22 protein-coding genes are annotated in these 24,940 nt (G+C 73.2%); 12 read left to right on the top strand and 10 right to left on the bottom strand.

Annotated features, from left to right (window positions below):
* Positions 1-5: 5 nt before the first annotated feature.
* Positions 6-890, bottom strand: a complete 885-nt coding sequence (locus tag GCG21_RS09405; protein WP_152909435.1) for a hypothetical protein — start codon at positions 888-890, stop codon at positions 6-8.
* A 181-nt stretch (positions 891-1,071) separates the two neighbouring features.
* Complete coding sequence (locus tag GCG21_RS09400) at positions 1,072-3,759, bottom strand: phosphoenolpyruvate carboxylase (protein ID WP_370517419.1); 2,688 nt, start codon at positions 3,757-3,759, stop codon at positions 1,072-1,074.
* Positions 3,760-3,920: 161 nt separating this feature from the next.
* Between GCG21_RS09400 and GCG21_RS09395 the strand changes: the two genes are divergently transcribed.
* From GCG21_RS09395 to GCG21_RS09375, 5 genes are all read left to right on the top strand, one after another.
* Positions 3,921-5,054, top strand: a complete 1,134-nt coding sequence (locus tag GCG21_RS09395; RefSeq protein WP_152909434.1) for a metallophosphoesterase — start codon at positions 3,921-3,923, stop codon at positions 5,052-5,054.
* Positions 5,051-7,684, top strand: coding sequence for an AAA family ATPase (locus tag GCG21_RS09390; RefSeq protein ID WP_152909433.1), 2,634 nt, complete (start codon positions 5,051-5,053; stop codon positions 7,682-7,684). Before GCG21_RS09395 ends, GCG21_RS09390 begins: the two co-directional genes overlap by 4 nt.
* 121 nt (positions 7,685-7,805) lie before the next feature.
* Entirely contained in the window at positions 7,806-9,101 is a 1,296-nt protein-coding gene (locus GCG21_RS09385) for a hypothetical protein (protein WP_152909432.1), read from the top strand.
* A 116-nt stretch (positions 9,102-9,217) separates the two neighbouring features.
* Positions 9,218-9,787, top strand: a complete 570-nt coding sequence (sigK, locus tag GCG21_RS09380; protein WP_228759938.1) for an ECF RNA polymerase sigma factor SigK — start codon at positions 9,218-9,220, stop codon at positions 9,785-9,787.
* Positions 9,784-10,557, top strand: coding sequence for an anti-sigma factor domain-containing protein (locus tag GCG21_RS09375; RefSeq protein WP_194165029.1), 774 nt, complete (start codon positions 9,784-9,786; stop codon positions 10,555-10,557). The genes sigK and GCG21_RS09375 overlap by 4 nt, the downstream gene beginning before the upstream one ends.
* A 9-nt stretch (positions 10,558-10,566) precedes the next feature.
* Here the strand turns inward: GCG21_RS09375 and GCG21_RS09370 are convergent, their stop codons facing one another.
* The 4 genes from GCG21_RS09370 to clpS all read right to left on the bottom strand — a co-directional run bounded on the left by GCG21_RS09370 (position 10,567) and on the right by clpS (position 13,245).
* Positions 10,567-11,337: an MBL fold metallo-hydrolase gene (locus GCG21_RS09370; protein ID WP_152909431.1), complete on the bottom strand. Its 771-nt coding sequence runs from the start codon at positions 11,335-11,337 to the stop codon at positions 10,567-10,569.
* Positions 11,334-12,152, bottom strand: coding sequence for a glutamate racemase (gene murI / locus GCG21_RS09365; protein ID WP_152909513.1), 819 nt, complete (start codon positions 12,150-12,152; stop codon positions 11,334-11,336). Before murI ends, GCG21_RS09370 begins: the two co-directional genes overlap by 4 nt.
* A 155-nt stretch (positions 12,153-12,307) precedes the next feature.
* Entirely contained in the window at positions 12,308-12,931 is a 624-nt protein-coding gene (locus tag GCG21_RS09360) for a DUF2017 family protein (protein WP_152909430.1), read from the bottom strand.
* A complete protein-coding gene (gene clpS, locus GCG21_RS09355; protein ID WP_228759940.1) occupies positions 12,928-13,245 on the bottom strand; it encodes an ATP-dependent Clp protease adapter ClpS in 318 nt (105 codons plus the stop codon). Before clpS ends, GCG21_RS09360 begins: the two co-directional genes overlap by 4 nt.
* A gap of 84 nt (positions 13,246-13,329) precedes the next feature.
* Between clpS and GCG21_RS09350 the strand changes: the two genes are divergently transcribed.
* Complete coding sequence (locus tag GCG21_RS09350) at positions 13,330-14,682, top strand: nicotinate phosphoribosyltransferase (RefSeq protein WP_152909429.1); 1,353 nt, start codon at positions 13,330-13,332, stop codon at positions 14,680-14,682.
* A gap of 1 nt (position 14,683) precedes the next feature.
* Here the strand turns inward: GCG21_RS09350 and GCG21_RS09345 are convergent, their stop codons facing one another.
* The 3 genes from GCG21_RS09345 to GCG21_RS09335 all read right to left on the bottom strand — a co-directional run bounded on the left by GCG21_RS09345 (position 14,684) and on the right by GCG21_RS09335 (position 17,276).
* Complete coding sequence (locus GCG21_RS09345; RefSeq protein ID WP_152909511.1) at positions 14,684-16,516, bottom strand: DEAD/DEAH box helicase; 1,833 nt, start codon at positions 16,514-16,516, stop codon at positions 14,684-14,686.
* 20 nt (positions 16,517-16,536) lie between these two features.
* Complete coding sequence (locus GCG21_RS09340; protein WP_152909428.1) at positions 16,537-16,869, bottom strand: DUF3039 domain-containing protein; 333 nt, start codon at positions 16,867-16,869, stop codon at positions 16,537-16,539.
* 125 nt (positions 16,870-16,994) lie between these two features.
* A complete protein-coding gene (locus GCG21_RS09335) occupies positions 16,995-17,276 on the bottom strand; it encodes an HU family DNA-binding protein (protein WP_153878617.1) in 282 nt (93 codons plus the stop codon).
* 429 nt (positions 17,277-17,705) lie between these two features.
* On the opposite strand from GCG21_RS09335, the gene GCG21_RS09330 reads away from it, so the two are divergent.
* The 6 genes from GCG21_RS09330 to GCG21_RS09305 all read left to right on the top strand — a co-directional run bounded on the left by GCG21_RS09330 (position 17,706) and on the right by GCG21_RS09305 (position 24,343).
* Complete coding sequence (locus GCG21_RS09330; RefSeq protein WP_152909426.1) at positions 17,706-18,860, top strand: acyl-CoA dehydrogenase family protein; 1,155 nt, start codon at positions 17,706-17,708, stop codon at positions 18,858-18,860.
* A gap of 289 nt (positions 18,861-19,149) precedes the next feature.
* Positions 19,150-19,668, top strand: coding sequence for a Dps family protein (locus tag GCG21_RS09325; protein ID WP_152909425.1), 519 nt, complete (start codon positions 19,150-19,152; stop codon positions 19,666-19,668).
* Positions 19,669-19,822: 154 nt separating this feature from the next.
* Positions 19,823-20,596, top strand: a complete 774-nt coding sequence (locus GCG21_RS09320; protein ID WP_152909424.1) for an ABC transporter ATP-binding protein — start codon at positions 19,823-19,825, stop codon at positions 20,594-20,596.
* A 42-nt stretch (positions 20,597-20,638) separates the two neighbouring features.
* Positions 20,639-21,625: an LLM class flavin-dependent oxidoreductase gene (locus GCG21_RS09315; protein ID WP_370517418.1), complete on the top strand. Its 987-nt coding sequence runs from the start codon at positions 20,639-20,641 to the stop codon at positions 21,623-21,625.
* An 86-nt stretch (positions 21,626-21,711) separates the two neighbouring features.
* Complete coding sequence (locus GCG21_RS09310) at positions 21,712-23,142, top strand: lipase maturation factor family protein (RefSeq protein WP_152909423.1); 1,431 nt, start codon at positions 21,712-21,714, stop codon at positions 23,140-23,142.
* 271 nt (positions 23,143-23,413) lie between these two features.
* Positions 23,414-24,343: a DUF559 domain-containing protein gene (locus GCG21_RS09305; RefSeq protein WP_152909422.1), complete on the top strand. Its 930-nt coding sequence runs from the start codon at positions 23,414-23,416 to the stop codon at positions 24,341-24,343.
* A gap of 9 nt (positions 24,344-24,352) precedes the next feature.
* On the opposite strand, the gene GCG21_RS09300 is transcribed toward GCG21_RS09305, so the two are convergent.
* Positions 24,353-24,877 carry a DoxX family protein gene (locus GCG21_RS09300; protein ID WP_152909421.1) on the bottom strand — a complete coding sequence of 175 codons (525 nt, stop codon included), beginning with the start codon at positions 24,875-24,877 and terminating at the stop codon, positions 24,353-24,355.
* Positions 24,878-24,940 lie beyond the last annotated feature (63 nt).

The raw sequence follows: 24,940 nt of genomic DNA, 5'->3' as shown, positions 1-24,940 counted from the left end.
TTCCGCTATCCGCGCGGTTCCCGCCACCGGGCGGCCGGGACGCCCCGCGTCAGCGCGGTGCCCTTCTTCAGCCGCACCCGCACCCCGTTGTTCGCCAGCCACTCGAGGGCCAAGGCCGCAGCCGCCTCCAACGAATCGGGCCTCGCGTCGAGTTGGCGCTGCGCCTCCCGCTCCCACCAGGCATCGAGTGCGACATAGATCTCCTCGGCATCGGTCCGGCGCGTGAGTCCCGCCAACGGGTCGTGATGCTCCACGAGCAGGCCCGCGGCGTCGGAGGCCCGGCCCCGCCGCCACAGCAGGATCGCCCAGACGCCCGCGCCGCACATCATGAGCGAGCCGGCGATCACCCGCGTCCACCCCTCCGGATCGCGAATATCGTCCAATGCGAAGACGGCCTGGTAGATCGGGAACCCGACCAGGATGGATCCGGGCACGAGGTAGCCGGCCGCCTCCCAGCCGCCGTGATAGATCCTTCCGCGGGCACGCAACGGCTCGAGCCATGCCAGCAGCGCGATCGAGATCAGCGCCAACATGCCGGCCGGAATCATCCACTCCTCGGCCGAGAACAACGGAGCGCTTCGCCGCGTGATCGTGCCCTGGTTGAGAAGCGGCACGATTCCGGCGGCCCCGAGCAGGAATCCCACGAACGTCAGCGTCAATGCTCCGCGCGGCACGGGTCGGATCGGTTCGATCGAGGGATTGCGACGCCGGTTCGCCTCATCGACCGCCGCGACCCGTGCGCGTTCTCGATCCCGGTACGCGGTGCTCGAGAGCGCCACGAGTGCGAGCCGCCGCGCGTCCCCGACCTCGGCGTCGCGGGAATGACCCTGCACCCACTCCTGGATGAGAATCATGAGGCGGAAGCGTGTCCGCGCGGGAATCCGCCGCATGGGCTCCTCCTATCCAACGTGATCGACGCTGCCGACGCATCCGCTCCGATACCGCCCAGCGGGGAGGATCGACCACCTCACGGGTGGCCGACCGGCCCCACACCGGGCCGCACAGCCGAGCGGGGAGGATCGACCACGCACCGGGCGGTCGATCCTCCCCGCTGGGCAGGGGCGATGCGCACTACCCGGTGTTCTGCACCCCGGCGGCCACGCCGTTGACGGAGATGAGCATGAGTCGGCGGTTCTGCTTATCGGCGCTCTCGTCGGAGCCGTCGGTCGAGCGCAGCCCGCGCAGTGCGCGCAGCTGGATGAGGCTCAGGGCGTCGACGTAGGGGCTGCGCAGTTGCACCGCCCGGCCGAGCACCTGGTGCCCGGCCAGCAGCCGCTCCTGGCCGGTGATCTGCACGATCCAGTCCCGGGTGAGGGCCATCTCCTCGAGCACCATCGTGGCCAGGTCCTCCCGGTCACCGAGGGCGAGATAGCGCTTGGCGATCCGGGTGTCGGTCTTGGCCAGCGACATCTCGACGTTGTCGATCATCGTGGCGAACAGCGGCCACTCGGCATAGGCCCGCTGGAGCTCCGCCAGGTCGCCGACGCCCGCGAGCGCGGCGCCCAGCCCGAACCAGCCCGTCAGGTTGATGCGCGCCTGGGTCCAGGCGAACACCCACGGGATCGCCCGCAGGTCCTCGAGGGATTCCACGCTCAGCCCGCGCCGGGCCGGGCGGGAGCCGATCGGCAGCCACCCCACCTCCTCCTGCGGGGTCACGGTGGCGAACCACGGCGCGAAGCCCTCGGAGTGCACGAGATCGTAGAACCGCGCCCGGGAGATCTCGTCGAGGCGACCGGCCAGGCCCGCGAAGGTGTGGGCGGCGTCGTCGTTGCGCTGGGAGATCGCCTCGGTGCCCTGCATGAGGGTGGCCGCGGCGACCTGCTCGATGTGCCGGGTGGCGATGACCGGGTCGCCGTAGCGGGCGGAGATGACCTCCCCCTGCTCCGTCAGCTTGAACCGGCCGTCGACCGAGCCCGGCGGCTGCGCGAGCACGGCCCGGTTCGCGGGGCCGCCCCCACGCCCCAGCGCCCCGCCGCGGCCGTGGAACAGGGTGAGCTCGATGTCGTTGCGCCGCGCCCAGGCGGCGATCTTCTCCTGCGCCTCGTACAGGGCGAGGGTCGCCGAGACCGGCCCCACGTCCTTGGAGGAGTCGGAGTAGCCGAGCATCACCTCGACCCGCCGGCCCGTCGCCCCGAGCCGGGCGCGGTAGGGCTCGAGGACGAGCATGTCGTCGAGCACGCCCGGGGCCGCGTGTAGGTCGTCGAAGGTCTCGAAGAGGGGGATGACATCGAGTGCGGGCACGTCCTCGGGCGAGCCGAACGCGGCCTCCGCGAGCGCGAAGACGTTCGCGACGTCGTCCGCACACGTGGCGAACGAGATGATGTAGCGGTGCGCGGCCCGCTCGCCGTGGCGGCGCTGGACCGAGCCGATCGCGCGGAAGGTGTCGAGCACCTCCTTGGACATGTCCGAGAGCTCGCCGCCGTTCTCGGCCACCGCCGCGAGGTCGGCGAGCGTGCGCCGGTGCACCTCGGAATGCTGACGCACCTCGAACTCGGCGAGGTGGAAGCCGAAGGTCTCCACCTGCCAGATGAGATCCTGCAGCTCGCCGTAGCCGCGGCGGACCTCGCCGGCGGTCACGAGCGAATCCTGCACCGTGCGCAGGTCCGCGAGCAGCGCCTCCGGGGAGGGGTAGGCGAGGTCGGCGTCGCGGGCGCGGGTGGCCGCGAGCCGCTCGGCCACCATCCCCATGACCTGGCGATGGGGCTCCTCGGGGGCGCCCGCGGCGATCTCGTCGGCCACCTCGACCGCGAGGGAGCGCTGGGTGTTCCACAGCTTCGTCAGCTCCGGCGAGGGCGCAGTGGTGGTCGCGTCGAGGGTGAGCAGGACGGCGACCTCGCGGGTCGCGGCCGTGAGCGCGGACAGGATGTGCTCGCTCGCGATGCCCGCCGCGGCCCGGGTGATCGGGGCCGTGACGTTCGGGTTGCCGTCGCGGTCCGCGCCGATCCAGGAGCCGAGCCGCACGAACGCGGGGGCGAGCGGCGCGTGCGGGTCGGTGCCGCCGAGCAGGTCGTCGAAGCGCCGATACACCTGCGGGAGCGTGCGGAACAGGGTCGCCTCGAAGACGCCCATCGCCGTGCGCACCTCGTCGAGCGGGGTCGGCTTGTCGAGCCGCAGCGGCGAGGTGCGCCACAGGGTGTCGATCTCGGTCAGCAGCGAGCGCTCGTTCGCCGCGAGCGCGGAGGCGCCCAGGCGGGTGTCGCCGCGGCCGGCGAGCAGGTCGGTGATGCGCCGGATCGAGGCGTTGATCGCGCGGCGGCGGGCCTCGGTCGGGTGGGCCGTGAGCACGGGCCGGAACTCGAGCTCGGCGATCCGCGCGCGGGCGGCCTCCTCACCGTAGGTCTCGCGCAGGTACGCGATCGTGCCGGCGAGGGAGTCCTCGGGACTGGCCGCGACGGCGTCCTCACGGCTGCGCAGCACGCGCACGCGGTGGGCCTCCTCGGCGAGGTTGACGAGGTGGAAGTAGCACAGGAACGCGCGGGCGACCTCCTCGGCCCGGTCGAGCGTGAACGCCTCGACGAGCGCTTCGGCCTGCTCGAACGCCTCGGATCCCGGCGCGGCGTAGGCCCGGATGGTCAGCTCCCGCAGGCGCTCGACGTCGGCGAGGAGATCGGCGCCGCCGGCCTCGGTGAGCACCCGGCCGAGCAGGTCGCCCAGCAGCCGAACGTCGTGACGCAGTTCATCGGGCATCTCCTCGACCGCGCCGGATCGTGATCCGGATGCGATGCCGTGAGCCGGGGTATCGGATGAGTCGATCGTCATGACTCGAGCGTAACGGTCTCAAGGACTGGTCAAGAACGCAGGTGCCGGGAGGTCCCGGCAGCGTGGTCCAGGTCACGGTTCGACCGCGCGATCGCGGATGGTCGCGGCGATGTCGGCGGGTTCTGTCACGATGGCGGAACGACTCTCGATGGGAGGATTCGATGCGTTTCGTAGCGACCGCGGACTGGCAGCTGGGCATGGCCGCGAACTTCCTCGAGGACGACGCCCGCCCGCGTTTTCATCAGGCTCGCCTCGACGCCGTGCGTGCGATCGCGGCGATCGCCCGGGAGCACGAGGCCGCGTTCGTCGTGGTCGGCGGGGACGTGTTCGAGTCGAATCAGCTCGACCGGGCGATCGTGGCGCGGGCGTGCGAGGCGCTGGCGGAGTTCACGGTGCCGGTCGTGCTCGTGCCGGGCAACCACGATCCGCTCGATGCCGCGAGCCTGTACGACTCGGCGGCGTTCGCGAGCCGGGTGCCGCCGCACGTGCGCGTGCTGCGGGATTCGGAGCCGGTCGAGGTGGTCCCGGGCGTCGAGGTCGTGGGCGCGCCGTGGTTCTCCAAGCGGCCACTGACCGATCTGGTGGCCGGCGCCTACGGGCCGCTCGGGCCCGCGCCGGCGGGCACGACCCGGGTGCTCGTGGGGCACGGCGCGGTGAGCACCCTCGAGCCGGATCAGGAGTCGGCGGCCGTGATCGACGTGCCCGGGCTCGAGGCCGCGATCGCGGAGGGGCGCGTGCACGCGGCGATCCTCGGCGACCGGCACTCCGCGACCGAGGTCGCCACCGGAATCTGGTATCCGGGCACCCCGGAGGTCACGGCCCGCCGGGAGGTCGACCCGGGCCACGTGCTCGTGGTCGAGGTGGACGAATCGGATCGGTCGGTCGCCGTGACCCGGGTGCGCACGGGCCGGTGGGCCTTCGCCACGATCGTGGCCGACCTCCTCGACGAGGCCGATGTGGAGGAGCTCGCCGCGACGCTGGCCGCGCTGCCCGACAAGGAGCGCACGGCCGCCTGGATCAAGGCGAGCGGATCGCTCTCGACCCGGGCGAAGGCCCGGCTGGATCAGGTGCTCGACGAGGCCCGGGACCTGTTCGCCCGGCTCGATCACTGGTGGCGGCACTACGACCTGGCGGTCGTGCCCGAGGAGGCCGAGTTCACCGGGCTGGGGCTCACGGGCTTCGCCGAGGCCGCGGTGGGCGAGTTGGTCGCCTCCGCCCGCGGTGACCACGAGGAGGCCGCCGTCGCCCAGGACGCCCTGGCCCGCCTCTACCAGTACACGCAGGCACTCCGATGAGGCTCGAGCGGGTGCGGCTGCGCAACTTCCGCGGCGTGTCGGAGTCCGTCGTCGACCTCTCCCCCGGGATCACGATCGTCTCCGGACCGAACGAGGTGGGCAAGTCCTCGGTGCGGGAGGCGATCCGGCTGTTGCGGGAGGTCAAGCACTCCTCGAAGAGTCAGGCCGTCAAGTCGGTGCAGCCGGTGGGCCGGGACGTCGGCCCCGAGGTGGAGGTGCACCTGAGCAGCGGCGGGTACCGGATGAGGTACGCGAAGCGGTGGATCCGGGATGCCTTCACCGAGCTCGAGGTGAGCGCACCCCGGCACGAGCAGTTGAGCGGGGATCAGGCCCACGACCGGTTCGGGCAGATCCTGGCCGAGACCGTGGATCTGGACCTGCTCTCGGCGCTCGACGTGGCCCAGGGGATGTCCCTCGAGCGCCCGCAGCTGGCCGAGATCGGCGCCCTCCACGCCGCGCTCGATCGCACGGCGGCGGGCGCCGGGCACGAGACCGGCGAGCCCGGGCCGGACGGCGCGGGCCACGACGCGCTGCTCGAGCGGATCGAGGCGGAGTACAGGCGGTTCTTCACCTCGACGGGCAGGCCCACCGGCGAGTACCGGGAGATCGGCGCGAGCCTGCCGGACCTCGAGTCGGCGGCGGCCGACCTGCGCGAGCAGAGTCGCGTCATGGACCGGCGCACGAACGATCACGAGCGTGAATCGGCCCTGCTCATCGACGACCAGGAACGGATCGGCCGGGCCGGCGCCCGGCTGGAGACGTGGCGGGCCCGGGATCGGGCGCTCGAGCAGCTGCGGGAACGCGCGGAGGAACGCGACCGGGACCTGGCCGGGGCCGAGCTTGCGCGCACCGAGGCGGCCGCTGCCCGGGAGGCGCGCGAGGAGCTGATCTCGGCGCTGGCCCGTCGCACCGACCACCTGGCCGCGATCCGGCTGGAGGCGACCGACCTGGCCGAGACGGCCCGGCCGGCAGGTGAGCGACTCGGCGAGGCCCGGGAGCGCGCCCGGGTGGCGGGCACGAACCTCGAGGAGGGCCGCGGTCGCGCGGCCCGGGCGACCAAGGCACTCGAACGAGCGCAGGACTCCACGGCGCTGATCGAGCTCCGGCGGCGACTCGACCGGGCCCGCGAGGCGGACGGGCATCGACTCACCGCGGTGGCCACGCTCGAGGGTGGGCCGCGGGTCGACGCCTCGACCCTTGCGGGATTGACCGATCTGGCCACCCGGGTGACCCTGGCTCGGCGGGCCCGGGAGGCCGCGGCGGCCCGGGTGCTCGTGCAGCCTCTCGGTGAGGTGTCCGTGCTCGTGAACGGCGCCGCGATCGATGCCCCCGAGACCCGGCATGCCACCGACGCCGTGACGGTCGAGGCCACCGGCGTGCTGCGGGTGGAGATCCACCCCGGAGCGGGGCCGGCCGATCTCGAAGGGGACCTCACCCGGGCCGAGGAGTCACTGCGTGAGGCGCTCGCCGGCGCCGGCGTCGCCTCCCTGGCGCAGGCGCGCCGAGTGGCCGAGGAGCAGACCGAGGTGCTCACCGCCCGGGACCGGGCGGTGAGCACCCTGACGGCCCTGCTCGACGGGCAGAGCATCCCCGAGCTCGCCGAACGGGCGGCGACTCTCGAGGCGCGAGTCGGGGTGCTGTCCGAGGATCCGGACGCCTCCGTCGACGAACTACGCGCCGCGGCGGCCGAGGCCGAGGAGGCGGCCGCCCGCGCCGAGCGCGCGAACGCCGAGGCGCAGCGGGCACTCGAGGCGGCCCAGGCCGCGAGCCGGGAGGCCGAGACCGCCCTCATGCGCGCGCAGGTCGCCGTGGAGCAGCAGGGCGAGGAGCACCGCGTGGAGCAGGAGCGGCTCGACCGCGCCCGGTCCACGCTGACGGACGAGGCCGTGGCCCTCGGGGTGGAGTCCGCGGCCGCGGCGCTGGACCGGGCCGGCCGAGCGGCTGCGGCCGCCCGGGCGGAGCTCGTCGGCGCCGATGCCGACCGCGTCGAACTCGAGCTGACGAACGCCGACGCGGCACTGGTCTCGGCGCGTGAGCGGCTGGCGGGCACGCGGGAGCGACTCGTCGGAGTGCGTGCCCTGCTCGAGGAGAGCGCCAAGGCCGGGATCTACGACAGGCTCGCGGCCGCCGAGGCCGAGCTCGGGGCGGCACGCGCCGCCCACGAGCGACTGGACCGGTCCGCCCGGGCGATCCGGCTCCTCCGCGAGACGATCCATCGCCACCGCGACGAGGCCCACCGCAAGTACGTGGCCCCGTTCCGGGACGCGATCGACCGGCTCGGCCGGCTCGTGTTCGGGCCGGAGTTCGGCGTGCAGATCGACGAGAACCTGCAGATCGTCTCCCGCACCCTCGGCGGCGACACCGTGCCCTTCGACTCGCTCTCGGCCGGTGCCCGCGAACAGCTCGCCCTCCTGGGCCGGCTCGCGTGCGCCCAGCTGATCGACGCCGACGAGGGCGCCCCGGTCATCCTCGACGACACCCTCGGCTTCGCCGACGCCCAGCGGCTCGAGGCCCTCAACCTCGTGCTCGCCACGGTCGGACGCCAGGCCCAGGTCGTGCTCTTCACCTGCCAGGAGGACCGCTTCACCGGCGTCGGCGGCGCGACCACGGTGCGCCTGCCCACGCTCTGACCCCGCCCCGTGCCCCACTCGAACAGGCCGTGGGAGACGAATTCCGGACCGGACCCATCCGCCCCCGCGACCGCTCCGAACCCCGGGTGACAGAACACGACACCCGAATGAGGAGCACATCATGCGATCGATCCACAAGGCCGCGACGGTCCCCGCCGCGCTCGCCCTGATGCTGGGCATGGCGGCATGCGGAACGGGCGACGACGAGCCGAGCGCCTCCCCACCCGACACGATGAGCCAGACGCCCGAGGAATCCGCGGAGCCGCCCAGTTCCGAGGCCCCGAGCGCCGTCCAGCCGACGGGCACGGGCGACCCGTTCGAGGACGCCCGCACCGCCGCCGCGCACATGCCGGGCACCGCCGCCACCCTGGCCGCGGGCTTCGTCACGGCCTTCGACCTGCCCGGTGACGCGGACTCCGACGCCGCCACCCTGCGCGCGAACCTCACCGCCCTGCTGCAGGAGCACGTCTACCTCGCCGGCATCGCGGTCGCCACCGCCTATGCGGCGGGCCCGGACTCGCCGGAGTTCGACGCCGCCGCGGCCACCCTCGACGAGAACTCGGTCGATCTGTCCGAGGCGGTCGGCTCCCTCGCCGGGGACGAGAACGCGGCGGCGTTCCTCGACCTGTGGCGCACCCACATCGGCTACTTCGTGGACTACGCGGTCGCGGTCGCCGGCCAGGACGAGGCCGGAGCTGACAAGGCCACCGCCGAGCTCACCCAGTACACGAAGGATGCGGGCGCCTTCTTCGACAAGATCAGCGACGGTCACCTTCCCGCCGCGACGATGACCGACGCGCTCTCCATGCACGTGGAGACCCTGAGCGCGGCGATCGACGACCTCGCCGCGGGCAGCCCCGACGCCTACGACACCTTGCAGAAGGCCGCCGCGCACGTGAGCACGGCGGCAGGCGTCATCGCCGACGGGCTCGTCGCCGCCACCGGCATGAGCGGCGACCCCGACGACGAGGCCTCGACCCTGCGCACCAACCTGACCCAGTTGCTGCAGGAACACGTGTACCTCGCCTCGATCGCCGTCTTCACCGCCTACACCGCCGACGGCGGCCCCGACTCGGAGGCGTTCAAGGCCGCGGCGGCGACCCTCGACGGGAACTCGGTCAGGCTGAGCGAGGCGGTTGGCTCCCTCGCCGGGGACGACAACGGGGCGGCCTTCCTCGACCTGTGGCGCACCCACATCGGCTACTTCGTGGACTACGCGGTCGCCATCGCCGGCGGGGACGACGCGGCCGCCCAGCAGGCACTCGTCGACCTCGACGACTACCGGGGCGACGCCGGTGACTTCTTCGCCACGATCTCGGACGGGGCGCTCCCCGCAGACGCCATCGCCGAGGGGCTCGCGATGCACGTGCAGACCCTCGCCGGAGCGATCGACTCCCTCGACGAGGCTCTCAACTGACGCACCCGGCACATCCCGCGGCGGCGGGCCGGAACCACCGGCTCGCCGCCGTCGCCGGTGGCACGGCCCACCGGCCCCCGTCGCGGGAAGCGGGCACGGCTCGTCATACTGGGTCCGTGTCCTCCCTGACCGACGTCCACGCATCGCACCTGGCGGTGCTCATGCGACGCGTCGGCCGCGGCGACCAGCAGGCCTTCGCCGAGGTCTACGACGCGCTCTCACCGATGGTGCACGGCACCGCGCTGCGGGTCGTGCGCGACCCCGATCTCTCGGCAGAGATCACCCAGGAAGTGATGATCGACGTGTGGCGCCACGCCCCCGACTTCGACGAGGACCGCGGCAGCGTGCCCGCCTGGGTCGCCACGATCGCCCACCGGCGCGCGATCGACCGGGTCCGCGCCGTCTCCTCCCAACGCGCCCGGGACGAGTTCGTCGGCGTCCGCGACCAGCAGGTCCCGTTCGACGCCGTGTCCCAGCACGTCGAGGACGACGACGAGCGCCGGCGCGTGCGCCGCTGTCTCGACACGCTCACCGACCTGCAGCGCCAGGCGATCGACCGGGCCTACTACGGCGGGCGCACATACCGGCAGGTCGCCGCGGAGACGGGCGTCGCCCTGCCGACGATCAAGTCCCGGATGAGGGACGGGCTCATGGCCCTGAAACGCTGCCTGGAGGTGGGCTCGTGAACGATCCCAGGGTGACCGCCGACCTGCTCGCCGCCTGGGCGCTGGACGCCGTCGAACCGGCCGAACGCGCGCTCGTCGAGCACGCCATCTCCGCCGACCCCGGTCTTGCGCGCGAGGCCCGGGCCCTGCGTGAGACCGTCGCCGCGCTCGCCGCCCAGGACGCCGTGCCAGCGCCGGAACACGTGCGCGCCGCGGTGCTCCGCGCCGTCGCCACCGAGCCGCAGCAGGACTCCGGCCCTGTGGACGAGCGCCCACCGATCGACCTCGCCGCGGCCTCGCGCCGGCACGGGCGGGGTCGGCAGGGTGAGCAGGGCGGGCGGGGATGGCGGATCGCCCGCTGGGCCGCGGCCGCGGCCGTGGTCGCGGCCATCGCCGTGCCGACGGGCATCGCCGTGCAGGAGTCGCGTCAGGCCGAGGCCGCGCGCGACCGGGCGAGCTCCGTGATCGAGGCGCTGGCCCGCCCCGGCGCGACCCTCTACGCGCAGGACGTCGCCGGCGGTGGCCGCGCGGTCGTCGTCGCCGCGGGCGGTCGGGGGCTGTTCGTCATGCGCGGAGTGCCCCCCGCCGGAAGCGGACGCACCTACCAGCTCTGGGCGGTCGGTGCCGGCGGCGCGGTCTCCGAGGGGATCATCGAGCTCCGCGCGGGTACGGCGCGCACGGACGTCGACCGGCTTGCGGCCGGGACGACACTCGCCGTGACCATCGAACCGGCGGGCGGTTCCCCGCAGCCGACGACCGAGCCGGTCGTGGCGATCGACCTCGCGGGCTGAGGCCCGGTCTCACAGCGACCAGCACGCCCCCGGTGCGGCCAGGTCGACCGGCCCGGAGAACGTGGTGCAGGCCTCGGCCCGGACCGTCGCCGGATTCGTCCACGGCGGGATGTGGGTGAGCACGAGTCGCCTCGCGCCGGACCCGCTCGCCAGTTCCCCGGCGCGCCGGCCGGTCAGGTGGATGCCGCGCACGTGATCGCGACCCTCCTCGAACGCGGCCTCGGCCAGCAGCAGGTCGGCCCCGTCTGAGGCCCGGCTCACGCCCTCGCACAGGTCCGTGTCGCCGGTGAAGGTGAGCACGCGCGTGGTGCCGGCCCGCTCCCCCGGGCCGGTGATGCGCAGCGCGAACGCCGGCACCGGGTGCAGCACGGGGAACGGTTCGATCGTGAGCGAGCCGAGCCGCACCCGCTCCCCCGGCCGCCACGCCTCGACCTGGAAGGGGGACTCGGCGCCGTCGTCGCCCGCGATCTGCGCGAGCCGCTCGGACGTGCCCTGCGGGCCGAACACCCGCATCGGCGCGTAGGGGCCGGTCGGGGCGTACTTCAGGTGCACCTCGAGCGCGGCGGTGTCGACCACGTGGTCGGCGTGCAGGTGGGAGAGCAGCACGCCGTCGAGCGTGCCGGGGTCGACGAAGCGCAGGAGCTGGCCGAACGCGCCCGAGCCGAGGTCGAGCACGACCGAGGTGATCGTTCCCCGGTCCTCGGCCTGGAGGAGGTAGCAGGAGGAGGCGGACTCCGGCCCGGAGACCGATCCGGAGCAGCCGACGACGGTGAGCTTCATGGGGCCTCTCGAATGATCGGGATCTCACCGGTGACGGCCAGCGCGCTCTCCGCCCCCACATCGGGGCCGAGGAAGCGCCGGGCGAGCCGGTCGAAGGCCGCCGGGTCACCGGTCGACAGGAAGGTGTACTCCGGCGGGGACGGCTCGCGCCGCTCCAAACCGTGGGCTACGAGCGTGCGGTAGACGTCCTTGGCCGTCTCCTCGGCCGACGATACGAGCGTGACGGCCTCACCGGTCACGTACGAGATCGCGCCGGTCAGGAGCGGGTAGTGGGTGCAGCCGAGCACGAGGGTGTCGACGTCGGCCGCCATGACCGGGGCGAGGTACTCGCGCGCCGCGGCCAGGACCTCCGGGCCGGAGGTGAGCCCGCGCTCCACGAACTCGACGAACCGCGGGGCGGCGTTCGTGGTGAGGTGCAGGTGGGGCGCGGCGGCGAAGGCGTCCTCGTACGCCCGCGAGTCCACGGTGGCGCGGGTGCCGATCACCCCGACCCGGCCGCTGCGGGTGGCGGCCACGGCCCGGCGCACGGCCGGCTGGATCACCTCGACCACCGGCACGCCCCGGCCGATCGTGTACCGTTCGCGGGCGTCGCGCAGGACGGCGGCGGAGGCGGAGTTGCAGGCGATGACGAGCATCTTCACGCCGGCGGCCACGAGCCGGTCCATGATCGCGAGGGCGTGGGCGCGCACGGTCGCGATCGGCAGCGGGCCGTACGGGGCGTTCGCGGTGTCGCCGATGTAGTAGATCGACTCGTTCGGCAATTGGTCGATCACGGCGCGGGCCACGGTCAGTCCGCCCACCCCGGAATCGAACATGCCGATCGGTGCTCCACTCACAAGAGCCGAGGGTAGCCCGCGGGGCCGGATCGCAGCCGCATGATCACGGCGACTGTGGGATGGTTCACCTCGCCCGAGCCACCGGTCCGGGACCGTTCCGGCGCCCGCCGAGTGGCTCGCGCGCCGCGAGCAGGTCAGCCCTCGGCGTGGTCGAGGAGCGCCTCGAGCACGCTCTCCTGCAGCGCGCCGAGGATCGTGTAGACGTGCGCGAACAGGTGTCGGAAGTACGCGTTCTGGTCCCCGAGGCGATCCGGTGCGCTCTGCCGGGCGAGGTGGGCCACCTCGTCGGCGCGCTCGGGCGAGTCGATCCGCATCCACGTGGCCAGGATGAGGCGCATCGTGTTGACCCCGGCGGTCCAGTCGAGCGCCTCGGCCATGCTCAGGCGCACCTCGTCGCCCTCGTCGAGGGAGTCGTGCACGAGCTGCAGCTGCCCGAGCTTCGCCTCCCGCAGGTCGTGCTCGGTCAGCCGGCGGAACTCCGCGGCCACCTCGTCGTCGGTGACCCGGGCCGGCGGGAGCAGCCGGGCGGCGGCCTCGTTCGTGGGCGCCTCGAGGTCCTCGGCGGACCAGCCGACCACCTGCACGCGCGGGTCGGGATGCGCGATCGAGGGTTCGACCGGCTCCGCGAGGGAGTCGGCCGTCGCGATCCGCCCACCGAGGGTCACCGCCATGTCGATGCAGCGCAGGCGCAGGAACTCGCGGGTGGTGGCATCGATCGACGCCACGCACGCCCCGTTTCGATACGAGAACAGGCTCATCGCTCCCCCTCCTGGGCCATCGTGGCCCACAGCCCGTAGCGGTGCATCGCCTGCACGTCCGCCTCGATCCGTTCCCGGCCGCCGGTGCTCACGATCGCGGAGCCGGCCTCGTGCACCCGCAGCATGAGGGTCTGCGCCCGCTCGCGACGGTAGCCGAAGTGACTCATGAACACGTAGGTCACATAGCTCATGAGGTTGACCGGATCGTCCCAGACCACGCACCGCCAGGGTGCCTCGTGCGCCGGGCGGGCGACCACCTGCGGATCCTCCCCGGGGAGCACGATCGGCAGCGGCATCTCGATGCTTGAACTCACGGGAACCAGCCTACGGCGCGCCGCCGACACGGGCCGCGCGGGGTGCCGGGGCGACCCGTCCCCCCGCGCGATAGGTTGGGCCCCATGGCGCACGCATCGACCCCGGGCCCCGGCCTGACCAGCACCGCCCTGTTGACCGACCGCTACGAGTTGACGATGCTGCAGGCCGCGCTCGCCGACGGCAGCGCGCACCGCCGGTCGATCTTCGAGGTGTTCACCCGCAGGCTCCCGCCCGGGCGCCGCTACGGCGTCGTGGCCGGCACGGGCCGGCTGCTCGAGGCCGTACGGGACTTCCGCTTCGACGAGGCCGAGCTGGACTACCTGCGGCGGGAGAGCGTCGTCGATACGCCCACCCTGGACTACCTCGCGGACTACCGCTTCACGGGCGACATCTACGGCTACGCGGAGGGCGAGGTGTTCTTCCCGGGCTCGCCGCTGCTCGTGGTCGAGTCCGAGTTCGGCGAGGGGGTGCTGCTGGAGACCGTCGTGCTCTCGATCCTCAACTACGACTCGGCGGTCGCCTCGGCGGCCTCGCGGATGACGTCCGCGGCCGGGAGCCGCCCGTGCCTGGAGATGGGGTCGCGGCGGGCGCACGAGCAGGCGGCGGTCGCGGCGGCGCGGGCGGCGACCGTGGCGGGCTTCGTGGGCACGTCGAACCTCGAGGCGGGGCGCCGGTACGCGATCCCGACGATCGGCACCGCGGCCCACGCCTTCACCCTCCTGTACGACACGGAGGAGGAGGCGTTCGCGGCGCAGGTCGCCGCCTACGGAACCGGCACGACCCTGCTCGTGGACACCTACGACATCCCCACCGGCGTGCGCCGTGCGATCGCGGCCGCGGGCACGAGCCTCGACGCGGTGCGGCTCGACTCGGGAGACCTGGGCGCCGTGGCCCGGGAGGTGCGCGAGCAGCTCGACTCCCTCGGCGCGGCGGGCACGAAGATCGTCGTCTCCTCCGACCTGGACGAGTACTCGATCGCGGCGCTCGCGGTGGCCCCGGTCGACTCCTACGGCGTGGGCACCTCCGTGGTGACCGGCTCCGGCGCCCCGACCTGCTCGATGGTGTACAAGCTCGTGCTGCGGGAGAACTCCGCGGGCGAGATGGAGCCGGTGCAGAAGGTGTCGAGTTCGAAGGCGAGCGTCGGCGGCCGCAAGAACGCCGCCCGCCGGATCGACCCCGCCGGCCGCGCGAGCGAGGAGGTCATCGTCTCGGGCGCCGAGGGCGACTGGTCACCGGCGGGCGAGGACCTGCGGGCGCTGCACGTGCCGCTCGCCCGGGCCGGGGTCGTCGACGAGGACCACATCGGCGCGGCGGGACTGCTGCGGGCGGGGCGTCGTCATCAGGCCTCGCGGGCGGAGCTGCGCCCCGCGGCCCGGCGGCTCTCCGCGGGCGACCCGGCGCTCGCGACCGTGCACGTCGACGTGGCCGAGGTCTAGCTCACTTCTTGCCGAGGAACCAGCGGCGCACCTGGGCGATGCGCTTCTCCAGGTGCTCCTGGGAGGCCGTCGCGACCTCCGCCCCGCCGCTGTGCTCACGCAGGCGCGTATGGACGACGCCGTGTGGGCTTCCCGAGCGCCTCGCCCAGGCCGACACGAGCGAGTTGAGCTCCTTACGGAGCTCCGCGAGCTTGCGGTGATCGACGGCCGGGCTCGCGGACTGTGTTTGACCGGCTTGGCCGGCTTGGCCGGCTTGGGCAGGCGAGCCGGCCGGACGGCGCTTCGCGTGCTCGGCCTGGTGGCTGCGCAGCAGCGTGGCCACCTGGTCGGGGTCGAGCAGGCCGGGGATGCCGAGGAAGTCCTGCTCCTCCTCGGAGCCGACCTCCCCGCCGAGGCCGAACTCGCCGCCGTCGAAGAGCACCCGGTCGAAGGAGGCGTTCGCCTCGAGGGCCGCGAACCCCGGCAGCAGGTCGCTCGAGGCGGACTCGGCGCGGTTCGCCTCCGCGAGCGCCTCGTCGTCGAAGAGCCCGTCGCCCTCCTTCTCGGGGCGGTCGAGGGCATGGTCGCGTTCGGCCTCGAGCTCGCCGGCCAGGCCGAGGAGCACGGGCACCGACGGTAGGAAGATCGAGGCGGTCTCGCCGCGGCGCCGGGCACGCACGAATCGGCCGACCGCCTGGGCGAAGAAGAGCGGGGTGGCGGTCGCGGTCGCGTAGACGCCGACGGCGAGGCGGGGCACGTCGACGCCCTCGGAGACCATCCGCACCGCAACCATCCAGCGCTGGTCGCCGCCGTTGAACACCTCGATGTTCTTCGAGGCGGACGGGTCGTCGGAGAGCACGACCACGGGCGCCTCGCCGGTGATGCGGCGCAGGTGGGCGGCGTAGGCTCGGGCGGCGTCCTGGTCGGTGGCGATCACGAGGCCCCCGGCGTCGGGCATGCCGCGGCGGACCTCGGTCAGGCGCCGGTCGGCCGCGGCGAGCACGCTCTGGATCCACTCGCCCTGGGGGTCGAGCGCGGTGCGCCAGGCCTGGGCGGCCAGATCCTTGGTCATGGGCGTGCCGAGGCTCGCGCTCATCTCGTCGCCCACCCGGGTGCGCCAGCGCATCGCGCCGGAATACGACATGAACAGCACGGGTCGGACCACGCCGTCGCGCAGGGCGTCGGAGTAGCCGTAGGTGTGGTCGGCCTGGGAACGGCGAATGCCCGCGGAGTCCGGGGTGTAGGTGATGAACGGGATCGGGGCGGTGTCCGAGCGGAAGGGGGTGCCGGTGAGCGAGAGCCGGCGGGTGGCCGGGTCGAACGCCTCGCGGATGCCGTCGCCCCAGGTGAGAGCGTCGCCGCCGTGGTGCACCTCGTCGAGGATGACGAGCGTGCGTTCGGCCTCCGTGCGGGCCCGGTGCAGCGCCGGGTTCGCGGCGACCTGGGCGTACGTCAGGGCGACGCCGGTGAACTGGGCCCCGTGGCGGCCCTGGGCGTTGCGGAAGTTCGGGTCGATCATGATGCCCACGCGGGCGGCCGCGTCGGCCCACTGGGTCTTGAGGTGCTCGGTCGGGGCGACCACGGCGATGCGGCGGATGACGCCCGCGGCGACGAGCTCGGCGGCCACCCGCAGCGCGAAGGTCGTCTTCCCGGCCCCGGGGGTGGCGACCGCGAGGAAGTCGCGCGGCTGCCGCTCCAGGTATGCGGCCAGTGCCGCGGCCTGCCAGGCGCGCAGGCTGCCGGCGGTTCCCCACGCGGCCCGGGCCGGATAGGCCGGGGAGAGGTTCGAGGCGGCGCTGGCCGAGGGCGATCCCGGATCGCGGGCGGCGCCGTGCGCTCCGTCCCGCTGGACCAGGCCGCTCGTGAGCGGCGAATTCACTTGGCGGTGCCGTCGAAGCCGAAGAACCCGCCGGCGCCGTCACCGTGCTGGCCGTGCTTGCCGAGGGATTCGAAGATCTCCTTGCACGCCGGGCACACGGGATACTTCTTCGGGTCGCGCGAGGGAGACCACACCTTCCCGCACAGCGCCACGACCGGGCCGCCCGTGACCGAGGCGGACGTGATCTTCTCCTTCTTCACGTAGTGGGCATAGCGCTCGGCGTCCCCCGGGGCCGCCTGCTCGCGCAGTTCCTCCCGCTCGAGCACGCCCGTGCCTGCCTGGGTACGGCCGGATTCGAGCGGATCGACGGGGGGCTGGTGCTCACTCATGCCCTCCAGTCTACGTCGCCCGGCCGCCACCCGCAGCGGGGACATCCGCCCACCCCGCGATGGGCCCCCGAACACAACGAACCGGCCCGGGAAGGGAACTCCCGGGCCGGTGTCGTGGCGGTGACTCAGGCGGTGACGGCCTTCTTCAGGGCCGAGCCGGCGGAGATCTTGACGCCGAAGCCGGCGGGGATCTGGATCTCCTCACCCGTGCGGGGGTTGCGGCCGGTGCGGGCCTTGCGCTCGACGCGCTCCACGCTGAGCAGGCCGGTGATCTTGACGGCCTCGCCATCGGACAGCGAGGACGTGAGGACCTCTTGCAGGGCGGCCACGGCGGCGTCTGCCTGGGTCTTGGTCAGGCCGGCCTTATCGGCGATGGCGGCAACGAGCTCGGTGCGGTTGACGGACACTGGGAGTCTCCCTCTCATGGTTCGGACGGCGTCCCGAACGGGAGGCGCCGATGCCGACATTACGGCCCGGACCCGCCATCTTGTCCAGTTTCCACGGCGTTTTGGCAGATTCAGCGTCAATTCGCGTCCCCATCAGCCCCGTTCGTCACTTTCGTCACACGCCTCCCGGGGCGCCGCGGGACAGCTCCCGGGCATCTCCAGAGCGTCTCCAGAGCGTCTCCAGAGCGTCTCAGGGTCGCGTCGGGGCGCCTGCGGACGCATCCGAACGGCACCCCCGCGATCCCCCTACGAGCGGATGGGATGCGCGGACGGGCGAGCACCGTCGTCCTCACGCCGTCCTCGCGCCGTCCTGACACCGTCCTGACACCGGGCAGACGCCGGCACTGGGCAGATGCTGACGCCGTCGGTGCCGCGCGGTACGTTCGATCCATGAGCCTCACCGACGACCTGCTCGACCGGATCCACGCCCGGGCGGCGGAATACGACCGCACCAACACCTTCTTCGCCGAGGACCTCGCCGACCTCGCCGGCGCCGGCTACCTGCGCCTGTTCGTGCCCACCGAGTTCGGCGGCGGCGGGCTCACGCTGCCGGAGATGACCCAGGTGCAGATGCGGCTGGCCGGCGCCGCCCCCGCCACCGCGCTCTCGGTCAACATGCACCAGGTCTGGGTCGGCGTGGCCCGCACCGTCCGCGCCCGCGGAGACGCCGGCCTCGACTGGCTGTTCACGGACGCCGCGGCCGGGGAGGTCTTCGGATTCGGGATCTCGGAGCCCGGGAACGACCTCGTGCTGCTCGGGTCCTCGAGCGAGGCGCGCCCCGTGGCGGGCGGCGGCTACACCTTCCACGGCACGAAGATCTTCACGTCGAACTCCCCCGGCTGGACCAAGCTCGGCACGTTCGGCCTCGACTCCACCGATCCGGGCGATCCGCGCAACGTGTACGCGTTCGTCGACCGGGCGGGCGGCGGCTTCGAGGTCAAGAGCGACTGGGACACCCTCGGCATGCGGGCCTCGCAGTCGTGCACCACGATCCTCGACGGCGCCTACGCCCCGCCGGAACGGGTGCTGCGCCGACTCGTTCCCGGCCCGAACCCGGATCCGCTCGTCTTCGGGATCTTCGCGAACTTCGAGATCCTCGTCGCCTCGGTCTATGCGGGGATCGCCCAGCGGGCCCTCGACCTCGCGATCGAGGCGGTGGCCCGGCGCACCTCGAAGGCGGCCGGCGGCACCCCCTACGCGCACAACCCGACGATCCGCAAGGCCGTCGCCGCGGCCGCGATGGACCTGGACGAGGCGCTCGTGCACCTGACCACGATCGCGCGGGACGTCGAGGGCCTCCCCGGGGCCGCCGACCACGGCGACCTGTGGTTTCCGCGGCTGTCCGCGGTCAAGATCCACGCCACGGAGACGGCCCGGCGGGTGGTCGACGCGGCGATGCGCCTGAGCGGCGGCGGCTCCTACTTCACGCGGAACGAGCTCTCGCGGCTCTACCGCGACGTGGCGGCCGGGATCTTCCATCCGAGCAGCGAGGAGTCGACCCACGCGTCCTGGGCGACCGCACTCCTCGGCCCGATCCCGGACTGATCCCCTCGAGCGTCAGCGCGGGCAGACGCAGCGATCCGCCGGGGCGACGCCCTCGAGGGCCTCCTCGATGTGCTCGCCGCAGCCCTGCCAGGTCGGCTTGGCGCAGGCCTCGCACGTGATGCGCTGACACATGGTTCTCCTCTGATCGACCGCATCGATCCTAGACGAGGATCCCGAGCCGTCCGCCCCGTTGTCAGCGGGATCACGGTGTGCAAGCGTGAATGAGGAGGGCGTGGCTCCGTGAGTCGCCGGCGTCCCCGCCCGCACCGTCACGAGACTTGGAGGAAGAATGGCCAACGCATCGAAGACCCCCGCGGCCACGACGACCGAGGAGAACGCCGAGCACGGGTTCGTCGCGCCCGCCTCCCTCCGGGACGACTTGCAGCACGTTCTCGTCGACCTGGTGAACCTGCACCTCGTGGGCAAGCAGATCCACTGGAACCTCGTGGGCCCGAACTTCCGCGACCTGCACCTGAACATGGACGAGGTGGTCGCGATCGCCCGGGAGGGATCCGACGACATCGCCGAGCGGATGCGGGCGCTGCACGCGACCCCGGACGCCCGGAGCACGACCGTCGCCGGCGACTCGACGCTGCCCGAGGTGCCCCGGGGCGAGATCCTCACGTCCGATGCCGTCGACCTCGCCGTGCGCGCGATCGAGGGAACAGTCGCGACGATGCGCGCGGTCCACGATTCCGTGGACAAGGCCGATCCGAGCACCTCGGACATCCTCCACGAGTACATCGCCCGGCTCGAGCAGCAGGCCTGGTTCATCAGTTCCGAGACCCGCCGCCCCGCGACGACGTAGGCGGCCCCACCATCCCACGCATCGACGGTCCGGTCGCACGAACCCGGCGACCGGACCGCCGGTGCGCGTTCACACCCCGTCACAGGGATGCGCACCGGATTCGTGGTCGTGCGCGGTTAGAGTGAGGACGCCCGTTCCCGCGACAAGGAGCCCCATGGCCGCCCCCTCCAGCCTCACCGCCGCCGACGTCCACTTCTCCTATCCCGGCCTGCCGGTGCTCGCGGGCGTCGACCTGAGCATCGAGGCGGGACAGGCGCCGCTCGGGCTCGTCGGCGCCTCCGGGGCCGGCAAGACCACGCTGCTCGACCTGCTCGCCGGGGTGATGCGGCCCGGCGGCGGCCGGGCCACCTTCAACGGCCGCGGCGTCTACAAGCTGCGCGGCAAGGAGGGTAAGCACTTCAAGGCCGCGGTTCGGTTCATGTCGCAGTATTCGCTCACGATCACCGACCCGCGGGACACCCCGAAGGCCCGGCTGAAGAACGCGGCGGCACGGGCGCGCCGGGGCGGACGCACCCACTCGGTGGAACCGGCGGAGATGCTCGACGCGGTCGGGCTCGAGCCCCGGTATCTGACCCGGTCGATGGTCTCGCTCTCGGGCGGGGAACGGCAGCGGGTCTCGCTCGCGGTGGCGCTGGCGACCCGCCCGGAGATCCTCGTGCTCGACGAGCCGCTCACCGCCGTCGACCCGACCGCCCGCGGGCAGATCGCCCGTTCGCTCAGCGGCACGGTCGAGCGCCTGGGCACCTCGCTGCTAGTGGCCAGCCACGACCTGGAACTCGTGAACCGGCTGTGCCCGGAGGTCGTGTTCCTCGCCGAGGGCCGCCTCGTCGACCGCGGCCCGCTGCCCGAGCTGCTCGCCCAGCCCTCCCACGAGGCCATCGCGGAGCTCGCCCGGTACGCCGACCGGGCGGTCCAGCGCTTCCGTTGAGACTCGCGCCGGCCGCGCCGATCCCCGTGTCAGACTGACGAGGTGAGTGAATTCCGGGGTCCCCTGTCGATCCTCGATCTGGCCTCCGTCGGCCGCGGTGAACGCGTGGCGGACGCCCTCGCGGCCAGCGTCGACCTCGCCCGGACCGCGGAACGCTGCGGCTACCACAGGGTCTGGTACGCCGAGCACCACAACAACGCCCTCATCGCCTCGGCGGCCCCGGCGGTGCTCATCGCCCACGTCGCCGCCCACACCGCCACGATCCGCCTCGGCTCGGGCGGGGTGATGCTGCCCAACCACGCCCCGCTCGTGATCGCCGAGCAGTTCGGCACGCTCGCCGAGCTGCACCCGGGCCGGATCGACCTGGGCCTGGGCCGGGCACCCGGGACCGACCGGAACGCGATGCTCGCGATGCGCCGCGGGCCCGCCGCCGCCCAGACCTTCCCCCGCGACGTGCAGGAGCTGCAGGGCTACCTGAGCGGGGAGAGCCTCGTCGAGGGCATCCGGGCCACCCCGGGTGCCGGCACGAACGTGCCCGTGTACATCCTGGGCTCCTCCCTGTTCGGGGCCCGGCTGGCCGCGGCCCTCGGCCTGCCGTACGCGTTCGCCTCCCACTTCGCGCCCGCGGCCCTGACCGACGCGGTCGCCGCCTATCGCGCCGAGTTCCGGCCCTCGCCGCAGTGCGAGCGCCCCTACGTCATCGCGGCCGCGAACGTGCTCGCCGCGGACTCCGAGGAGGCGGCCGCGCAGCAGCTGCTCACGCTGCGGCGGCGCTGGGTCACGATCGTGCTCGGCCGCACCGACCCCGTACCGGATGCGGAGGCCGACCTCGTGCTCGACTCTCCGCACGGGCGCCTCGTGCACGAGAACCTGCGCTACACGGCCGCGGGCACCCCCGGCCGGGTCGCCGACTTCCTGCACGGCTTCGCGGCCGACACCGGTGCCGACGAGCTCATCCTCGCGCACCAGGGCCCGAGTGCGACCGAGCGGCTGCACTCCGTGGAACTCACCGCCGCGGCGATGGGCTGAGGGCCGCGGGCGGCTACCCGGCCGCCCGCGCGCGCAGTACGGTCGAGGCGGGCACGATCCGGACGGCCGAAGGGTGGGTGCGGAGGATGGACGCGCAGTGGCTCGCCGGCGGCCTGCTGACCGCCGACGCCGATCTCGCCCGCGCCGTGCTGCAGCGGGGAATCGCCGCGATCTACGCCGTCGCGTTCCTCGCCGCGGACCGGCAGTTCCCGGCGCTCCTCGGTGAGCACGGGCTGCTGCCCGCGCGCGACTTCCTCCGGGCGGCGGGGCGGCGGCGCGCACCGAGCCTGTTCCATTGGCGCTACTCCGACCGGCTGCTGCGCGTGGTCGCCCGGTCCGGCCTCGTGCTCGCGCTCGCCGTCGTCGTCGGAGTGCCGCAACTGGGCCCGTGGTGGGCACCGGCGCTCGTCTTCGGCGCGCTCTACGGCCTCTATCTCTCGATCGTCAACGCCGGGCAGGTCTTCTACGGGTTCGGCTGGGAGTCGCTGCTGCTCGAGGCGGGCTTCCTCGCGGTATTCCTCGGGTCCGGCGACGTGGGCACGCCGGTGATCACGCTCGTCGCGTTCCGCTGGCTGCTGTTCCGGGTGGAGTTCGGGGCGGGGATGATCAAGCTCCGCGGCGACCGGGTCTGGCGGGATCTCACCGCCCTCGACTATCACCACGAGACCCAGCCGATGCCCGGGCCGCTCAGCTGGTTCTTCCATCATCTGCCCAGGCCGCTCCATCGGGTCGAGGTCGCGGCGAACCACGTCGTGCAGCTCGGGGTGCCGTGGCTCCTGTTCGCCCCGCAGCCGATCGCCACGTGGGCCGCGGCGGCCGTGATCGCCACGCAGCTGTGGCTCGTGGCCTCGGGGAACTTCGCCTGGCTCAACTGGCTCACCATGCTGCTGGCGTTCGCGGCGGTCGGCGACTCGGCCCTCGGTGGCGCGGCCGCTCCACTTCCACCTCCGGGCGCAGCCGCGGTCACGCTCGCACTCGTGTCCGTGGCCCTCGGGGTTCTCGTGCTCGTGCTCAGCCCGCGCCCGGTGGCGAACCTGCTGAGCCGCCGGCAGCGCATGAACGCCGCCTTCAACCGCTGGCATCTCGTGGGTGCCTACGGCGCGTTCGGGTCGATCACGCGCCGGCGCCGCGAGGTGGTCATCGAGGCCACCGCCGACCCCGATCCGGCCGCGGCGACGTGGCACGAGTACGGGTTCCGCGGCAAGCCGGGCGATCCGCGCCGCCTTCCCCGGCAATTCGCGCCGTACCACCTGCGGCTCGACTGGGGCATGTGGTTCCTCGCCCTCGGCTCGCGCTCCCAGCTGCGCTGGTTCGAGCGGCTCCTCCGCCGGCTCCTGCAGGCCGATCCCGCCACCTTGCGCCTCCTCGCCCACGATCCTATGGACGGCGCCCGCCCGGCCTGGGTGCGCGCGCGGGTGTTCGACTACCGCTACAGCACGTGGGCCGAGCTGCGGTCCCGGCGGCAATGGTGGGTGCGGCGGGAGGCGTACGTGCTCGTCGACCCGATCCGGCTCTGACGCACCGGGTGGCCCCGACCACCCGGGAAGTGGTCCCAGCCACCCACATCACCGGCCGCGACACACCGGGTGGCCCCGACCACCCGGGAAGTAGTCCTGGCCACCCACATCACCGGCCGCGACGCACCGGGTGGCCCCGACCACCCGGGAAGTGGTCCCAGCCACCCACATCACCGGCCCGGCCGCCCACATACGGGTCGTGATGCACCGGCATCCACAGCTCGCCCCGCCGGAGAGGCGGACGACGGCGATCTCCGACTGAATCGGGATCATGGTCGAATCAGCACCGCCGTCCCCGCTCGACGCGCTCGCCGCGATCACGTGTGTGCAGGCCGGCCTCGTCACCCGCGGTCAAGCACGCGAGTGCGGCCTGAGCACCCGCCAGATCGATGGCCGGGTGGCCCGCCGAGAGTGGGTCGCGATGCACCCGGGCGTCTATCGAGTCTCGGCCGCGCCGCTCACGCGGATGACGATCGCCGTCGCCGCGCTGCTCCACGCCCCGCCCGGCTCGGTGTTCAGTCACGTCACGGCCGCGCGGCTGCTGCGGCTGGGCGTCCGGCTGCCCTCCGGGGACGTGTGGATCACGATCCCGCACGAGTCCACGCGTCGGTCCGGGCCGGGAGTGCGCTATGTCCGATCCCGCAGGATCGAGGGCTTCACGCAGTCGGCCGCCGGTCACCCTGCAACCTCCGTGGCCCGGACGATCGTCGACCTCGCGGGCGCTCTCGGCGCGGATCGGCTGCGAGCCGTCCTCTACGACTGCCTCCGCTCCGAGAAGGTGAGCACCGAACAGCTTCGGATCGCTGCCTCGGCGGTGAGCCGGCGCCACGGCGCGGGCGTCCTGCGGCAGGTGCTCACCGCCCTGGACGACCGGCTGGACTCGGGCCTCGAGGCTCAGGCCGTCGCGGCGTTCCGGGCGGCGGGACTCGCGCTCGAGCCGCAGCACGTCGTGCTCGACGGCGGGCGCGAAGAGTTCCGGATCGACTTCGTCGACCTCGCCACCATGGTCGGGGTCGAGATCGACGGCGCCGCCTATCACTCCTCGGCAGATCAGCAGGAGCGTGACCGTCGGCGCGATCGGCGTCTCGCCGCGCTCGGATGGCACATGGTGCATTTCACGACGGAGGACGTCCGGCGCCGCCCCGCGGCGATGGCCCGCTCGGTCGCGCAGATCGTGGCCAGGCGCACCGCTTCGCCATGACGCCGACTCCTAGGCGCCCTCGGCGGTCTCCTCGTGCTCGGCGGCCGCGCGGGCCATCCTGCGGCCCACCGCGATGGTGGCGGTCGAGGCGAGCATGCCGCCCACGAGCGCGGCGACGGCCCACGTCGATCCCCACCGTGCCCGGCCGAAGGCGGCGTCGAGTGAGCCGCGGCCCGGCTCCTCCGCGAGCGTGAGGGCCGCCGCGATCATCACCGCGTTGAACTCCCAGCCGCCCTTGGCGTTCCACAGGCCGTTCGGGGCATGAACCGTGCGGATGGCGGTCGTCATGACGCCGACCAGTCCCGCGGAGGCGATCGGGGTGAGCAGGCCCGCGGTGAGCATCGCCCCGGCGGCCGTCTCCGTCGCGCCGGCGGCGAGCGCCTGCAGGTGCGGCGGGTACAGCTCGAGTGAGGTCATCATCTGCTCGGTCCCCGCGAGGCCGGGCCCGCCGAAGGAGCCCGTGAGCTTCTGGAGCCCATGGCCCACGAAGAGGCCACCGATCGTGACCCTCAGTGCGAATCGTCCGATGCTCATCCCACGCCTCGCCTCTCACTCGTCACTTCCCGGGCCGCAACCCGGCCCGTCTCCACGGTACGC

It is taken from the genome of Pseudactinotalea sp. HY160, from assembly GCF_009372055.1.
Lineage (GTDB): Bacteria > Actinomycetota > Actinomycetes > Actinomycetales > Beutenbergiaceae > HY158.
This window is presented reverse-complemented; position numbering and strand designations above follow the sequence as displayed.

What these genes read in the sequence shown, in the direction of transcription:
- GCG21_RS09405 (WP_152909435.1), bottom strand. Translation starts at nt 890, where the DNA reads ATGCGGCGGATTCCCGCGCGGACACGCTTCCGCCTCATGATTCTCATC.
- GCG21_RS09400 (WP_370517419.1), bottom strand. Translation starts at nt 3,759, where the DNA reads ATGACGATCGACTCATCCGATACCCCGGCTCACGGCATCGCATCCGGA.
- GCG21_RS09395 (WP_152909434.1), top strand. Translation starts at nt 3,921, where the DNA reads ATGCGTTTCGTAGCGACCGCGGACTGGCAGCTGGGCATGGCCGCGAAC.
- GCG21_RS09390 (WP_152909433.1), top strand. Translation starts at nt 5,051, where the DNA reads ATGAGGCTCGAGCGGGTGCGGCTGCGCAACTTCCGCGGCGTGTCGGAG.
- GCG21_RS09385 (WP_152909432.1), top strand. Translation starts at nt 7,806, where the DNA reads ATGCGATCGATCCACAAGGCCGCGACGGTCCCCGCCGCGCTCGCCCTG.
- GCG21_RS09370 (WP_152909431.1), bottom strand. Translation starts at nt 11,337, where the DNA reads ATGAAGCTCACCGTCGTCGGCTGCTCCGGATCGGTCTCCGGGCCGGAG.
- murI (WP_152909513.1), bottom strand. Translation starts at nt 12,152, where the DNA reads ATGTTCGATTCCGGGGTGGGCGGACTGACCGTGGCCCGCGCCGTGATC.
- GCG21_RS09360 (WP_152909430.1), bottom strand. Translation starts at nt 12,931, where the DNA reads ATGAGCCTGTTCTCGTATCGAAACGGGGCGTGCGTGGCGTCGATCGAT.
- GCG21_RS09350 (WP_152909429.1), top strand. Translation starts at nt 13,330, where the DNA reads ATGGCGCACGCATCGACCCCGGGCCCCGGCCTGACCAGCACCGCCCTG.
- GCG21_RS09340 (WP_152909428.1), bottom strand. Translation starts at nt 16,869, where the DNA reads ATGAGTGAGCACCAGCCCCCCGTCGATCCGCTCGAATCCGGCCGTACC.
- GCG21_RS09330 (WP_152909426.1), top strand. Translation starts at nt 17,706, where the DNA reads ATGAGCCTCACCGACGACCTGCTCGACCGGATCCACGCCCGGGCGGCG.
- GCG21_RS09325 (WP_152909425.1), top strand. Translation starts at nt 19,150, where the DNA reads ATGGCCAACGCATCGAAGACCCCCGCGGCCACGACGACCGAGGAGAAC.
- GCG21_RS09320 (WP_152909424.1), top strand. Translation starts at nt 19,823, where the DNA reads ATGGCCGCCCCCTCCAGCCTCACCGCCGCCGACGTCCACTTCTCCTAT.
- GCG21_RS09310 (WP_152909423.1), top strand. Translation starts at nt 21,712, where the DNA reads ATGGACGCGCAGTGGCTCGCCGGCGGCCTGCTGACCGCCGACGCCGAT.
- GCG21_RS09305 (WP_152909422.1), top strand. Translation starts at nt 23,414, where the DNA reads ATGGTCGAATCAGCACCGCCGTCCCCGCTCGACGCGCTCGCCGCGATC.
- GCG21_RS09300 (WP_152909421.1), bottom strand. Translation starts at nt 24,877, where the DNA reads ATGAGCATCGGACGATTCGCACTGAGGGTCACGATCGGTGGCCTCTTC.